General features: G+C 66.9%; 14 protein-coding genes. 2 read left to right on the top strand and 12 right to left on the bottom strand.

The genetic code is table 11. The features are described from left to right. The first annotated feature begins 25 nt into the window (after nucleotides 1-25). A complete protein-coding gene (locus tag AC3D24_RS17400) occupies nucleotides 26-880 on the top strand; it encodes an ABC transporter permease (RefSeq protein WP_489032373.1) in 855 nt (284 codons plus the stop codon). Further along, nucleotides 880-2,151 carry a serine hydrolase gene (locus AC3D24_RS17395; RefSeq protein ID WP_489032372.1) on the top strand — a complete coding sequence of 424 codons (1,272 nt, stop codon included), beginning with the start codon at nucleotides 880-882 and terminating at the stop codon, nucleotides 2,149-2,151. The genes AC3D24_RS17400 and AC3D24_RS17395 overlap by 1 nt, the downstream gene beginning before the upstream one ends. 164 nt (nucleotides 2,152-2,315) lie before the next feature. Here the strand turns inward: AC3D24_RS17395 and AC3D24_RS17390 are convergent, their stop codons facing one another. From AC3D24_RS17390 to AC3D24_RS17335, 12 genes are all read right to left on the bottom strand, one after another. Continuing rightward, nucleotides 2,316-2,819: a GNAT family N-acetyltransferase gene (locus AC3D24_RS17390; protein ID WP_489032371.1), complete on the bottom strand. Its 504-nt coding sequence runs from the start codon at nucleotides 2,817-2,819 to the stop codon at nucleotides 2,316-2,318. 65 nt (nucleotides 2,820-2,884) lie between these two features. Beyond that, the gene (locus AC3D24_RS17385; protein WP_489032370.1) at nucleotides 2,885-3,667 is read right to left on the bottom strand and encodes a LysR family transcriptional regulator; all 783 of its coding nucleotides are present in this window, start codon (nucleotides 3,665-3,667) and stop codon (nucleotides 2,885-2,887) included. After that, a complete protein-coding gene (gene apaG, locus AC3D24_RS17380; protein WP_489032369.1) occupies nucleotides 3,664-4,062 on the bottom strand; it encodes a Co2+/Mg2+ efflux protein ApaG in 399 nt (132 codons plus the stop codon). Before apaG ends, AC3D24_RS17385 begins: the two co-directional genes overlap by 4 nt. Continuing rightward, nucleotides 4,059-5,264, bottom strand: a complete 1,206-nt coding sequence (locus AC3D24_RS17375; RefSeq protein ID WP_060527159.1) for a trans-sulfuration enzyme family protein — start codon at nucleotides 5,262-5,264, stop codon at nucleotides 4,059-4,061. Before AC3D24_RS17375 ends, apaG begins: the two co-directional genes overlap by 4 nt. A 214-nt stretch (nucleotides 5,265-5,478) precedes the next feature. Beyond that, nucleotides 5,479-6,579 carry a glycosyltransferase family 2 protein gene (locus AC3D24_RS17370; RefSeq protein WP_489032368.1) on the bottom strand — a complete coding sequence of 367 codons (1,101 nt, stop codon included), beginning with the start codon at nucleotides 6,577-6,579 and terminating at the stop codon, nucleotides 5,479-5,481. A 4-nt stretch (nucleotides 6,580-6,583) separates the two neighbouring features. After that, nucleotides 6,584-7,630 (bottom strand): 3-isopropylmalate dehydrogenase, encoded by a 1,047-nt coding sequence (gene leuB / locus AC3D24_RS17365; protein WP_489033211.1) that lies wholly within the window; start codon nucleotides 7,628-7,630, stop codon nucleotides 6,584-6,586. A gap of 40 nt (nucleotides 7,631-7,670) precedes the next feature. Next, the gene (gene recO / locus AC3D24_RS17360) at nucleotides 7,671-8,402 is read right to left on the bottom strand and encodes a DNA repair protein RecO (protein WP_489032367.1); all 732 of its coding nucleotides are present in this window, start codon (nucleotides 8,400-8,402) and stop codon (nucleotides 7,671-7,673) included. Nucleotides 8,403-8,507: 105 nt separating this feature from the next. After that, a complete protein-coding gene (locus tag AC3D24_RS17355) occupies nucleotides 8,508-9,410 on the bottom strand; it encodes a GNAT family N-acetyltransferase (protein WP_489032366.1) in 903 nt (300 codons plus the stop codon). Next, nucleotides 9,410-10,387: a polysaccharide deacetylase family protein gene (locus AC3D24_RS17350; protein ID WP_489032365.1), complete on the bottom strand. Its 978-nt coding sequence runs from the start codon at nucleotides 10,385-10,387 to the stop codon at nucleotides 9,410-9,412. The genes AC3D24_RS17355 and AC3D24_RS17350 overlap by 1 nt, the downstream gene beginning before the upstream one ends. 114 nt (nucleotides 10,388-10,501) lie before the next feature. Next, a complete protein-coding gene (gene uvrC / locus AC3D24_RS17345; RefSeq protein WP_489032364.1) occupies nucleotides 10,502-12,427 on the bottom strand; it encodes an excinuclease ABC subunit UvrC in 1,926 nt (641 codons plus the stop codon). Between the two features lie 324 nt (nucleotides 12,428-12,751). Continuing rightward, on the bottom strand, nucleotides 12,752-13,072 hold the full coding sequence (locus AC3D24_RS17340) for a DMT family transporter (RefSeq protein ID WP_489032363.1): 321 nt from the start codon (nucleotides 13,070-13,072) through the stop codon (nucleotides 12,752-12,754). A 155-nt stretch (nucleotides 13,073-13,227) separates the two neighbouring features. Continuing rightward, the gene (locus AC3D24_RS17335; RefSeq protein WP_489033209.1) at nucleotides 13,228-13,800 is read right to left on the bottom strand and encodes a F0F1 ATP synthase subunit B family protein; all 573 of its coding nucleotides are present in this window, start codon (nucleotides 13,798-13,800) and stop codon (nucleotides 13,228-13,230) included. Nucleotides 13,801-13,832 lie beyond the last annotated feature (32 nt).

Genomic DNA, 13,832 nt, shown 5'->3' with positions numbered 1-13,832 from the left:
GCGGCAGCGATTACCCGCAACCCCTATGAGCAGCCAGCCCCCAATCGGTGAAATCCATTCGGCGGTGCACTCCGCCCCCGGCGTCCCCGTCATAAAGAGCGTGAACTGGGAGGGATTGCGAACCCTCTATATCAAGGAGGTGCGCCGGTTCTTCAAGGTGCAGCTTCAGACGGTGTGGGCGCCGGCGATCACCACCCTCCTGTTTCTGATCGTCTTCACCATCGCGACCGGCGCTAAAAGCCCGGTGCCGGTCGACGGCCAGATCGTCGCGTTCGCCGATTTCATCGCGCCGGGGCTGATCATCGCGCAAGGGATGATGGGCCCCGCGTTCGCCAATGCGAGCTTCTCGCTGCTGGTCGGCAAGATGCAGGGCACGATCGTCGATTATCTCCAGCCGCCCTTGTCGACGGGTGAATTACTGGCCGCGCTGGTCGGTGGCGCGGTGACTCGCGCGGTGATCGTCGGGATCGTCGTGTGGGCGGCGATGGCGCTGTATCCGGGCGTGCACGTGACGCCGCATGCGCCGCTCGCGATCGTCTGGTTCGGGTTGCTAGGCGCGACGTTCCTCGCGTTGCTCGGCGTGCTGACGTCGATCTGGGCGGACAAGTTCGATCATGCCGCTGCCGTCACCAACTTCGTGATCGCGCCGTTGTCGCTGTTGTCGGGGACGTTCTACTCGGTCGACAAGCTCGCGCCGGCGTTCCGTGCGTTCAGCCATGCGAACCCGTTCTTCTACATCATCTCGGGGTTCCGCTACGGGTTCCTGGGGATCGCCGACTCGCCGGTGATGATCGGCGGGGTCGTGATCCTGCTGATCGATCTGGCGCTGGCCGTGCTATGCTACCGGCTGCTGAAAACGGGTTGGAAGCTGAAGAACTGATGCGTGGGCTCGTACTCTGGCTGGTGGCGGTTCTGATAGCGGCGATGCCGGTCATGGCCGTCGCCCAAGGGGTTGCGGCGGATCCGGCATTGCGTGCCAAGGCGGATGCGCTGGTCGCGATCCTCGACGGGCGTGGCGCGTATGACGCGTATTTCGCCGCGAGCTTCCGCGAGAAGGTGCCGAAGGCGCAGTTCGCGACGATCGTCGAGAAGCTGAAGGCGACACTCGGCGCGCCGCAGAAGATCGAGTCGCTGACGGCAACGTCGGCGTGGAGCGCGGATCTGATCGTCGGTTACGAACGGGGGACGGCGAGCGTTCGTCTGGCACTCGACCCGGCCCTGCCGCATGCGGCCACCGGCTTACTGATCACGGGTACGGCTGCACGCGACGATAGCCTTGCCAAGGTCGAAGCGGAATTTCGCGCGCTACCGGGGACTAGTGGGTTCGGGCTGTATGCGCTTGGCGCGGGCCAGCCTGCGCCGATCCTCGAATACCGGGCGGATGTCGCCGCACCGCTCGGGTCGGCGTTCAAGCTGTGGGTGCTGGCCGAACTCGCGCGGCAGGTGGCGGCGGACGAGCGGCATTGGGCGGACGTGGTCAAGGTCGGGGCTCCGTCGCTGCCTTCCGGCGTGTTGCAGACCTGGCCGGCGGACTCGCCGGTGACGGTGCAGACGCTGGCAACGCTGATGATCTCGATCAGCGACAACACCGCGACCGATACGCTGCTGACGACGCTCGGCCGCGCGAAGGTCGACGCGATGGCGGAGGCGGCGGGCGGCAGCGTGCCGGTGATGACCACGCGCGAGATGTTTGCTGTGAAGGGCGATGCGGCGCTGACGAAGGCGTGGGCGGCGGGATCGGTGGACGAGCGGCGGGCGCTGCTGGTCGACAATGCCGTGAAAATCTCCACCGCCAAGCTGGATCCGACGGTGTTCGCAGGGAAGCCGGTGGCGATCGACAGCGTCGAGTGGTTTGCGAGCCCGGCGGCGATGGCAGGCGTGCTTGATCGGTTGCGGGGTGCGGACTCCACGACTCGGGCGATCCTAGCAGTGAATGCGGGGGTCGACCCGGCGATCGCCAAGCGGTTTGGGTATGTCGGGTTCAAGGGTGGCGGCGAGCCCGGGGTGCTGACGCTGAACTACCTGGCGCAGGCGAAGGACGGGCGTTGGTATGCGGCGACCGGGAACTGGCACCGGACGGACGATGCGGTGAACGAGGTGCGGTTCGCGGGCCTAATGGGCCGGGCACTGGCGCTGCTGGCGGCGCGGTAGGTTAGCGTCTCTGCAGCGTCACTAACGTGTGCCACCACCCCGGCGGAGGCCGGGGCCCAATTGGGAAACGCTGCTAAACGGAGGATATCGCTCCGTTATATCCACCTTGCCAATTGGGCCCCGGCCTTCGCCGGGGTGGGATATCAGTACGGGGCGTATCGGCGCTAAGCCCGCCCGGCCGCCTGCCAGCTATCCGCGCATAGCCCATAGATCAGGCTGTCGCGCAACCCCAGATGCGTTTCCCACTCGTCGCGAAGCAGACGCTCGCGGCGGAACCCCAACCGCTCCAGCAACAGGATCGACGCGGTATTCTCGGTATCCGCGTCGGCAAACACGCGCTTGCGCCCCTCCGCGAACAGCCGATCGATCACTGCGCTGACCGCCTCGCGCGCAATCCCGCGCCCCCAAGCCTCACGCGCCAGGATGAAGCCGATCTCGGTTACCCCTGCCCCATCGGCCTCGCTCCCCGAGACCCAGCCGATAGCGCGGTCGTCGCCTGTGCGCGTGATCGCCCAGGTCCGCTGGTTGCCCGGCGCGGCTTCCTCGGCGAGATAGGTGCGCACGTCGTCGACGCTGCCGAGCGGACCATCGGCGGAATAGGCCATCAGTTCGGCATCGGCGAGCATCGGGTGCAACGCGGTCGCATCACCCTCGACAAGCGGCCGCAACCGCAGCCGCCGCGTCTTGAGGACGGGTGATACCCCGGCCCGGCGCGGTCTGCGTCCAGGCTGTCTCACGCGGTGAGGGCATCCACGAGCGCGCGGACTTTCTTCTGCCGCCACTGCGGGAGCGGGGCGACCAGCCAGTATCCCCCCTTCGACGGCTGCGACTCGCCGATCAGCTGCACGCGGGCTTCGGCGAGATCGCGGCGGGCGAGCAGTTCGGGGACGGTCGCGCGGCCCAGTCCCGCCGCAGCCGCGTCGATCGCGAGACCGGCATCGGTGACGCGGACCAGCGCTACGCCGTCTTCACCGGACCATGCGATCGCGGCTTCGCTATCGGTGCCGGGCTTGGCGATCGTTACCATGCCCTCCGACTCGAGCGCCTCGCCCTCGTGCTCGCCCGGGCCATCGCCCCAGCGGATCGCGAGGTCGAGATTGGCTTCGGTGAAGTCGACATTCTCGTCGGCGGTAATCAGCACGAAGCGGAGTTCCGGATCCGCCTCGGCGATCTGTGCGAGCCGCGGCATCAGCCACTTCTCGGTCAGGTCGCGCGGCGCGGCGATCGTCAGCGATTTCGACGACTGACCGGCCTGCATCGCGCGGACGGCTTCCTCGAACTGGAGGAAGCCGCCGCGGAGCGCGCCGAGACCAGCCTCAGCCTCGGGGGTCAGCTCAAGCCCGCGCGTGGTGCGGCGGAACAGGACGACGCCGAGCGTATCCTCCAGCGCGCGAATCTGCTGCCCGACCGCGGCTGGCGTCACCGCCAACTCGTCCGCGGCGCGCGTGAACGACAGATGCCGCGCCGCTGCGTCGAGCACGCGCAGGCCGTTGAGCGGGAGATGCGTGCGCTTCAATTGAGCACCGCGGGGGCGAACAGCGAGAAGCGGGGGATCTCGACCGCGAACACGGTGCCGTCTTCGCGGACCATCTGGTAGCTTCCCTGCATCGCGCCCGAAGGGGTCGCGAGCGGGCAGCCCGAGACGTAATCGAAGCTCGCGCCCGGCTCGATCACCGGCTGTTCGCCGACCACGCCTTCACCTTCGACCGAGTGGCGCGCGCCGCGGCCGTCGGTGATCACCCAGTGGCGGGTGAGCAGCTGGACGCTCTCCTCGCCCTCGTTCTCGAGGCGGATGTGATAGGCCCAGAACCAGCGGCCGCGCTCGGGCTCGGATTGTTCGGGGAGGTAGCTGACCGACACGCGCACCGTCACCCCATCGGTCGTCGCCGCGTTGGGGAACAGCGCCTTCACAGTCCCGCCTGACGCAGCGCCTGGTCGAGGTCGTCGATCACGTCCTGCGCATCCTCGAGCCCGACGTTGATCCGCAGCAGTCCCTCGGTCACGCCCATCTCGATCTGCTTGTCGGGCGAGACGCTCGCGTGCGTGGTCGAGGCGGGATGCGTCATCAGCGAGCGCGAGTCGCCGATGTTGTTCGAGATGTCGACCAGTTCCAGCGCGTCGAGCAGCGCGTGCGCCTGCTCGCGCCCCTCGACTTCGAACGCGAAGATCGGTCCGCACGCGTCCATCTGGCGCTTGGCCAGTTCGTGCTGCGGATGGCTCGGCAGGAAGGGGTGCAGCACGCGGGGGACGCGGCCTTCGAGGAATTCGCCGACCTTCATCGCGTTCTCGGACTGGCGATGGATGCGCAGGTCGAGCGTCTCGAGACCCTTGAGCACCACCCACGCATTGAACGGTGACAGCGTCGGCCCGGTGTTGCGCGTGAAGGGCAACAGCGTGTTGGTGATGAAATCTTCGGTTCCGCAGACCGCGCCGGCGAGCACGCGGCCCTGCCCGTCCATCATCTTGGTCGCGCTGTAGGCGGTGACGTCCGCGCCGAACTCCATCGGCCGCTGCAGCGCCGGCGTCGCGAACGCATTGTCGACCACGGTCGTGATGCCGCGTTCGCGCGCGATGTCGCAGATCGCCTTGAGGTCGGCGATGTCCATCGTCGGGTTGGCGGGCGTCTCGAAGAAGAACACCTTCGTCTCGGGGCGGACCGCGTCGAGGAACGCCTGCGGATCGCGCGCATCGACGATCGTCGTGGCGATCCCGAACTTCGGCAACAGTGTGTCGGTCAGCCAGCGGCACGAGCCGAACGCGGCACGGCCGCCGACGAGGTGATCGCCGGTCTGGAGCTGGCACAGTAGCGACGCGGTCATCGCCGCCATCCCGGTCGCCATCGTCCGGCACGCCTCGGCGCCCTCCAGCAGCGCGATCCGCTCCTCGAGCATCTGCACCGTCGGGTTCTGGAGGCGGGAATAGGTCATCCCCTCCTGCTCGCCGGCAAAGCGCGCCGCGGCGTCGCCCGCCTTGTCGTAGCAATAGCCCGAGGTGAGGAACAACGCCTCCGACGTCTCGCCATATTCGCTGCGGGCGGTGCCGCCGCGGATGGCGCGCGTCGCGGGACGCCAATTCTGAGTGATCGAACGATCCTGGCCGGTCTTGCGCTTCATGCGCGACGCTTTGCCGGGGGGGAGCCGCGATGACAACCCTTGCGGGTAATAGGGCGTGGCGAGACAGGGGCGGATCTTACGATCCTCCCCCGCCAGGTGGAGGTGGCGCCGAAGGCGACGGAGGGGGAGGAGCAGGCAACCGCCGTGTCGTTCCCTCCCCCTCCGTCTGGCAAGCGCCAGCCACCCCCCTTGCGGGGGAGGATCAAAGGTTTCCCTAGTACCGGCCCCAGGTAAATTTCGAGGACAGCGCGTAGTTCCAGACCGCACCGACCAGCACGCCGATCAGCGCCGACGCCGCCCACGCGCCGTCGCGCATCTCGTACAGGAACGCGGCGATGCCGACGTTGGCGACCGCACCGACCGAGCAGATCACCGCGAACGATACCCAGCCATCGACTAGTTGCCGCCAGCCTTTCAGCCGTCGGTCACGATAGGTCAGCGCGTTGTTGAGGAAGAAGTTGAAGGTCAGGGCGGCCAACGTCGCGAGGATCTCGCCGGCGAGGAAATTCGCACCGAACCCGACGAACAACGCGGTGAGCACCGCCATGTGGATACCGACGCCGAACACACCGATCGCCGAGAACATGGCGAACCGCACGGGCACGACGCGCCCGAACATCCGGTCGTACAACGCGATCAGATATTCCAGCGCGACGACGTGGTCGAGCTTGCTCTCACCCTCGGTGCGGACCCGGAACGTATAGGGCAATTCGACGAAGCGAAGCGGTTGGGGGCTGGCGGTCAACAGGTCGAGCAGGATCTTGAAGCCGATCGCGGACAAGCCCGGCGCAAGACGGCGGACGATGTCGCTGCGGATCATGAAGAAGCCGCTCATCGGATCGCTTAGATCGGCCTTCAACACGCGGCGTGCCAACTTGGTCGCAAGCGCCGACTTGGCGACGCGGTCACGGTCCCAATCGCCAGTGCCGCCGCCGCTGACGAAGCGCGAGCCGATCGCCACGTCGGTTTCACTGTCCTTCAGCAGGTCGAGCATCGCCGGCAGCAACGTCTCGTCATGCTGGAGGTCGCCGTCGATCACCGCGACGACCGGCGCCGCCGTCGCGCACATCCCCTCAATGCACGCCGACGAGAGCCCGCGCCGGCCGATCCGCTGGATCACGCGGACGCGCCTGTCGAGCCGGGCGATCGCGCGCGCGGCGTCGGCGGTGCCGTCGGGACTGTCGTCGTCGACGAAGATCGCTTCCCAGTTGCGACCGACCAGCGCCTGATCGAGCTTGGCGATCAACGTCGGGACGTTGGCCTTCTCGTTGAACGTCGGGATGACGATCGCGAGTTCGAGAAGGTCGGGGATCATCGGGTCAGCCGAGTTCGGCGAGAATGGCGTCGCCCATCGCGGCGGTGGTCAGCGTGCCGCCGAGATCGGGCGTGCGCGCGCCACCGAGGATCGCCGCCGCGACCGCAGCCTCGATCCGGTCGGCGGCGTCGGGCAGCCCAAGCGAATGCCGCAGCATCATCGCGGCGGACAGGATCGCGGCGCACGGATTGGCCTTGCCCTGTCCGGCGATATCGGGCGCGCTGCCGTGGATCGGCTCGTACATGCCGCGGCCGGTGCCATCGAGTGCGGCGGACGGGAGCATGCCGATCGAACCCGCGCACATCGACGCTTCGTCCGAGAGGATGTCGCCGAACAGGTTGCCGGTGACGATCACGTCGAACTGGCCGGGCTTGCGGACCATCTGCATCGCCGCGTTGTCGACATACATGTGGCTGAGCTCGACGTCCGGATAGTCTGCCGAAACCTCGACGACGACATCGCGCCAGAGCTGAGAGGTTTCTAGCACGTTGGCCTTGTCGACCGACAGCAATTTGCCTTTCCGCGTGCGCGCCGTTTCAAAACCGACGCGGGCGATGCGCGCGATCTCGCGTTCGTCGTAGCGCATCTCGTCATGGCCTTCGCGCAGGCCGTCGGCGGTGGTGCGGAAACCCTTCGCGCCGAAATACACGTCGCCGGTGAGTTCGCGGATGATGACCATGTCGATCTCGCGCGCGATCTCGGGGCGGAGCGCGGAGGCGTCCTCCAGCCCGGCGAACAGTTTTGCGGGGCGCAGGTTCGCGAACAGGCCGAGTTCCTTGCGCAAGCCGAGGATCGCCTGTTCGGGTCGAAGATGCCGGTCGAGCTTGTCGCAATCGGGATCGCCGACTGCGCCGAACAGGATGGCGTCGGCACGCTTCGCGAGCTCCAGCGTTTCGGGCGGGAGCGGATGGCCGACCGCCTTGTACGCGGCGCCGCCGACCAGGCCCGCCTCGTAGGTCAGATCGAGCCCGAGCGTGTCGAGCACGCGGCGCGCCTCTGCCGTAACTTCGGGTCCGATGCCGTCGCCGGCCAGTATCGCGATCAAGGGCATGTGCGTTCCTCCGCCGCCGCCCTTGCCGGGCGAGGCGCGCTCACGCAACCGCCCTTTTGAGACGATCCACCAGCCGGTCGCGCGCAGCCAGCGGATCGGCTCGACGATCGACCAGGATGTCGCGCGCGAGGAAATGGCCGGTGAGACGCAGGCCATCGAAGATATCGGGCCAGTCGGCTTCACCGCCGATGATGAGGAATCGGGGCAATCGCAACAGCTTGGCCTCGTATCCGAACGCAGCCCCGCGCGAGACCGCGCCGCCGCTCTTGGGCGAGACGAAGCCAAGGTCGTCCTCCACGCCGCTCGCAACGCACCGATCGAGATCCAGCCCGAAGCCGAGCTCCGCCAGCACCAGCAGTTCGTACCGCACCAGTGCCGCCGCCCATCCGCGTGCGGAGGGCGCCGCCTCGACCGCGCCGAGCAGGCCGTCGAGCGCGTCGTGGATGTGGGGATAGGGCTGCGCTTCGGGAAGCGCGGCCGCCGTGAGCGCGGTCGCCCATTCGAGCGCGCCTGCCGCGAGCGGTTCGTGATGCAATGTCGCGCGGCTGTGGATCAGCTCTGCGGTCAGCGATGCGAGCTGCTCACCGGTCCGCGCGCGCCATTCGCCCTGGATGACGTTTGCCTGGAGCAGCACCGGCCGCATCGCGCGCGATCGTCCGCCGCGGACATAGCCGGGCTGGACACCGTCGTTGCGGGTCAGCGCGCGCACGATCGCGCCATGCTCGCCGTGCTGGCGGACGGCGACGACGATGGCGGCTGCGCGGAGATGCATGCGGTCCTATACCCTCTCCCGCCGGTAGAGGGAGGGGCCTGCGATCGATCCTATATCCTCCCCCCGCCAGGGGAGGATTTACGGGGATCGAATGTCGCTTGAACCCTAGCGGCGAATCCTCTTCGCGAGCCTTGCCAGAATCGGATGCGTCGCGGCGCGCTTGGCGGCGACTATCGCTGCGTCGAACGTCCGCAACGCCGTCACCGCCGCGCGGTTCGCAGGCGTCGGCCGAAGCAGCAGCACGTCGACGCACGACGTGCCGCCGGTCGAGAACTGCCGCTTGTGCTGGCCCTCCCCCTCGGTGAAATCGAACCGCGCGAAGCTACCGTCCGCGAACAGATCGCGCATCGCTTCGACCTGCAGCACCGCGCCGGGCGACAGATCGTTATGCGCAGGATCATGGCCGACATGATCGTAGCGGAGCGACCCGCCCTCTGCGGTGCAGCACAGATACGCGATCGGCGCACCGCCCAGAAATAACAGCCATGCACGCAGCCGGTCCCCTGCGGCGAGCGACTGGAGGTGGCGGACGGAGCCTCCGTCCTCCGGCAGTCCCGACCCCAGAAGTTTCTCCTGATAGGTCGTCGCGGATACCGCGCGGGCCAGCGGGTGAAACGCCGCGAAGGCTTCGGCGCCGTGATAGCGGCGGATATCGAGCGTACCGCCGTTCGCGGTGGCGAGCTTCTTCGCCTTGCGCTTGATGCCTGATCGCGCGCTGCCCGACAGGCCCGCCAGCCATGCCGGCTCGCCCGCCGCGAGATCGATATGGTAGCGGCTATAGCGTTGCCGAACGAAGGCGAGCAGGCCTTTGTCATCCAGACCCGCCAGCATCGTCTCGGGCAACGACGTAACCAGGTAGCCATCGGCGTCGTTCGGCAGGGACGGCAAGTTCGGCGGCGTCGCGGCGAGCACCGCATCGAGCGAGAACGGCACGCGGATCAGTCGCTTCGAGATCGTGGCGAGCGTCCGCGCCCCCACCTGGAACTTCAGCGGTACCGTCCGGACCATTATCGGCGCCGTGGCCGGGACCGTTCCGAGATCCAGTTCGACCAGAGCTGTTCGGCCTGGCGCCAGCGCGTCCGCAACTGATCCGGCGCGAGCGGCACGTCGGCGCTGTCGAGCGCGAGCGGCGGGCGATCGGCGAAATGATGCGTCGGCAGCACGTCGCGCATCTCGGCGAGGATCGCGCACAATGCCTGGAAGCGGCGGACATGGACCGCGTTGGCGCGCGTGCCGCGGCGGTTGGCGAGCTCGAACCCGTGGCTGACGATCGTCACCGCGGCGTGGTGCGATACCGCGGCATGTTCGAGCGCGTCGTAGCTTTCGCCGGCGGACAGCGCGCAGAGCTGGAAGGTGCGGACTTTCCCCGGCGAATCCTCGATCACCGTCACGGGCACTTCGATCAGGTCGTTGTCCGGTGACAGCCTAACCGGGGCGATCTGATGCGCGGACAGCGAGATGCGGCTCGATCCCGGCGCTTCGGAGCCGTTGTGGCTACTGTCGTAGCTGAAGCCGAGCGATCCAAGCGCGGTCAGCGTATCGTCGTTGGCGGCGTAACTGCCCGCGCGGAAGGCGATCGGCCGCGGTGCACCGGCCTCGACCAGCAGGTCGGTGGCGCGGATCAGCAGCTCGGTCTGTTCGGCGAGGTCATAGTCGAACAGCTGGAAACGCCCGTGATGCGCGCCGCCATCGCCGAGCTGCGCACCGGTCCAGTTGGGGTGAAGATGCAGCTGAACCTCCTGTCCGGCGGCGAGGATCGTCTCCACCATACGGCGGACGGGTGCAGGGCCGTAGACGAGCGCCGGCATCGGATCGACGAAGAAGCACGCTTTCAGCTCATGCTTGGCGAGTTCGCTCAATTGATAGCTGAGCCCGACGCCCGCCGGTTCGAGCGACCGCGTATAGATATCGTCGCTGCCGAGTCGCGCGGCGTGATGCCGCCAGGCGAATTCGGTGTCGACGGTCAGGAATACGGGCGTGGTCACGGGCTGGTGTGTAACAATTCGTCATGAAGATTGAGTTGCATTTTTTTGCAATAGAACCGTTTTGAACAACCGCGGGTGGGTACCCCGCTCGCTCAGTGATAGCCCGACCCACGCCTATCTCGAATGGTAGAAGTCATACACCTGTTGCGCGACTCCGGCCGACACGCCCGGCGCCTGTTGCAGGTCCTGCAGACTCGCATTGCGGACGGCGCGGCCGGTGCCGAAGTGCATCAGCAGCGCCTTCTTCCGCGCGGGGCCGATACCGGGGACCTCGTCGAGCGGGCTGGCGCCGATCGCCTTGCTGCGCTTGTCGCGGTGGACGCCGATCGCAAACCGGTGGACCTCGTCACGGAGGCGCTGGAGGTAGAACAGCACCGGCGCATTCACCGGCAGCTGGAACTCCCGGCCGTCGAGCATGTGGAAGACCTCGCGGCCATCGCGGCCGTGTTCCGGGCCCTTGGCGATCCCGACCAGGCACACGTCCTCGACGCCGATCTCCTCTAGCGCGGCCTTGACCGTGTTGAGCTGGCCCTTGCCGCCGTCGATCAAGACGAGATCCGGCCAGTCGCCCGAATCCCGATCGGGGTCCTCGGCCTGCGCGCGCGAGAACCGCCGCGTGAAGACCTCGCGCATCATCGCGAAATCGTCGCCCGGCGCGGTATCCTTGTTCTTGATGTTGAACTTTCGATACTGGCCTTTGCGGAAGCCCTCCGGCCCCGCGACGACCATCGCGCCGGTCGCGGCGGTACCCTGGATGTGGCTGTTGTCGTAGATCTCGATCCGCTGCGGCGGCTCGGCGAGGTCGAACAGGTCGGCGACTTCGCGCAGCAGCTTGGCCTGCGTGGTCGATTCGGCCTGGCGCCGCTCGATCGCCTCGATTGCGTTGCGCTTGGCCTGGTCCATCAGGCGGCGGCGATCGCCTCGCTGCGGAACCTGCAATGCGATCTTGTAGCCGGCGCGTTCGCCTAGGGCTTCTGCAAGCAGCGCGCCTTCCGTCAGTTCGCGGTCGAGCAAGATCTGCTTGGGCGGCGGGACCTCCTCGTAGAACTGGCCGAGGAAGCTGGTCAGCACCTCGTCCTCGGGGACGTCGTTGGTGTGCTGCGGGAAGAAGCTGCGATGGCCCCAGTTCTGGCCGCCGCGGATGAAGAACGCCTGGATGCCGATCAACCCGTCCTTGCACGCCATCGCGAAGATATCGGCGTCGCCAACCCCTTCCGCGTTGATCGCCTGCGTGCCCTGGATGAAGGTGAGCGCGCGGAGACGGTCACGGAGCAGCGCCGCGAGTTCGAAGTCCATGTTCTCCGCGGCAGCCTGCATCTGCGCGCCGAGCTTGGCCTGCACGCCAGTCGACTTGCCGCCAAGGAACGCCTTCGCGTCCTCGGTCAATTCCCGGTACGCGGCCTCGTCGATCCGCCCGACGCACGGCGCTGAGCAGCGCTTGATCTGGTACAACAGGCAGGGCCGGTCGCGGGTCTTGAAGAAGCTGTCGGTGCAACTGCGCAGAAGGAACAGCTTCTGGAGCGCGTTGAGCGTGTTGTTGACCGACCCGGCGCTCGCGAAAGGCCCGTAGTAATTGCCTTTTGCCCGGCGCGCGCCGCGGTGTTTCTGAACGCGCGGGAACGCGTGGTCGTCGCGCAGGAGGATGAAGGGGAAGCTCTTATCGTCGCGCAGCAGCACGTTGTAGGCGGGGCGATAGCGCTTGATGAGTTGCGATTCGAGCAGCAGCGCTTCGGCTTCGTTGTTGGTCGTGACGATCGTCATCGACCGGGTCTGCGACACCATCCGCTGGAGGCGTTTGGTCAGCCGCTCGACCTGAACGTAGTTCGCGACACGGTTGCGGAGCGCACGCGCTTTGCCGACGTAGAGCACGTCGCCGCGCGCATCCTGCATACGGTAGACGCCGGGGCGGATCGGCAGCGTGTCGAGCACGTTCCTGATCGCCGCTACGCCTGCCGCGAGGTCTGGCGCTTCACCGCCGCCGCGGACGGCGAATGTGGACTTGTCTTCGTTGAACCGGTCGGGGGAATTGGGTGAGGACATTGTCGTGGAATCTAGGGAGTGGGAGGGGGTTATGCCAGCGATCGTCTTTGTCGCTGGAGAAGTGATTTTCACGCGAAGGCGCAAAGGCGCGAAGAAGATTTTTTTCGCGCAGAGGCGCAGAGGACGCTGAGAGAAGGGTCATGTGGTGCGAGGCTAGCGCCAAGACTGCCGAAGGCTGATATTCCTCGTAGTCAAGTCGATCATCGGCCCGGAGCGCAACACCTCCGCGCTCTCTGCGCCTCTGCGCGAACCAATCGTCCTTCTCTTCGCGCCTTTGCGCCTTCGCGTGAGTCAATCTTCTTCGTGCCCTGCGGGTGAAGAGAGTCACGCCTGAGCGAAAACCTTTGTGCCGACGATGCCAACCACGGTCAGCGCCATGAAGGCGGCCTGGACGCCGCTGACGCGGTCGCCGAAGAGGATTACGCCGCCGATGATCACGCCGACCGCGCCGGCTCCGGTCCATAGAGCGTAGGCGGTGCCGGCAGGGAGACCGCGCATGGCTAGCGCGAGCAGGCCCATGTTGACGAAGCTCAGGACGATCGGGACGCTCGACGCCTGCCAGGTGGCGAGCGTCGCAGCCCATTTGAGGCTGAGCGCCCAGCTGATTTCGGTGATGACGGCGATGCCGAGGATGAGCCAGGACATGAGTGTTCTCCAACGGGCTCAGATTGGAGACTTGGCCGCCGGAAACCCGGGAAGAGACGGCCGTCATGGATATGCAGGTGCGTGAGGGGCGTGCCCTCACCTTCCCACTGCTTCGCAGCGGGCCCCTTCCTCTCCCCGGAGGGAGAGGAGATTACTTAGTTCAGGCGGCTGAGGCCGGAGATCGAGCGGTCGACCATCATGCGGTCGGCGGCTGCGTCGTGGTGCTCGGCGATCAGGATACCGGCGGCTTTGGCCGCAGCATCGGCGGCCCGCGCGCGGACTTCAGCGATCGCGGCACGTTCGGCGGCGGCGATCTTGTCCTCGGCCATCTTCGCACGGCGGGTCATGAGGTCTTCGGCGCCCGCTTTAGCCTTGGCGATGATCGCTGCGGCTTCGGTATGCGCGTGAGCCTTCATGGCTTCAGCTTCGACGTGCGCGGTCTTGGCCTTTGCCTCGTATTCCGTGCGGATCGCTTCGGCTTCGGCACGGAGCGCTTTGGCTTCGTCGAGCTGCGTGCGGATGCCGGCGATGCGCGTGTCGAGCATCTTGCCGATCATGCCTGGAACCTTCTTCCAGATCATCAGCAGGATGACGACGATCATCGCCACCGCGACCCAGCCTGTCGAGGTCAGGCCGAGCGCGGTCGGATCGGGCACGTGCTCGACGCCGCCGGGTGCGGTCGTGTGACCCTGGAGGCCCTGGTTGTCGATCGCACCCTCGGGCGCCATGCCCTCGCCGTGGATGACCTTTGCGGCCGAAT

Source organism: Sphingomonas sp. SL1004, assembly GCF_057815015.1.
Note: the sequence above shows the minus strand (reverse complement) of the source record. Positions and strands in the feature narration are given on the sequence as shown.

Coding starts and splice junctions, on each gene's coding strand:
- AC3D24_RS17370 (WP_489032368.1), bottom strand. CDS start 6,579: ATGATCCCCGACCTTCTCGAACTCGCGATCGTCATCCCGACGTTCAAC.
- uvrC (WP_489032364.1), bottom strand. CDS start 12,427: ATGTCCTCACCCAATTCCCCCGACCGGTTCAACGAAGACAAGTCCACA.
- AC3D24_RS17340 (WP_489032363.1), bottom strand. CDS start 13,072: ATGTCCTGGCTCATCCTCGGCATCGCCGTCATCACCGAAATCAGCTGG.
- recO (WP_489032367.1), bottom strand. CDS start 8,402: ATGCATCTCCGCGCAGCCGCCATCGTCGTCGCCGTCCGCCAGCACGGC.
- leuB (WP_489033211.1), bottom strand. CDS start 7,630: ATGCCCTTGATCGCGATACTGGCCGGCGACGGCATCGGACCCGAAGTT.
- AC3D24_RS17335 (WP_489033209.1), bottom strand. CDS start 13,800: ATGGCGCCCGAGGGTGCGATCGACAACCAGGGCCTCCAGGGTCACACG.
- AC3D24_RS17355 (WP_489032366.1), bottom strand. CDS start 9,410: ATGGTCCGGACGGTACCGCTGAAGTTCCAGGTGGGGGCGCGGACGCTC.
- AC3D24_RS17400 (WP_489032373.1), top strand. CDS start 26: ATGAGCAGCCAGCCCCCAATCGGTGAAATCCATTCGGCGGTGCACTCC.
- AC3D24_RS17395 (WP_489032372.1), top strand. CDS start 880: ATGCGTGGGCTCGTACTCTGGCTGGTGGCGGTTCTGATAGCGGCGATG.
- AC3D24_RS17375 (WP_060527159.1), bottom strand. CDS start 5,264: ATGAAGCGCAAGACCGGCCAGGATCGTTCGATCACTCAGAATTGGCGT.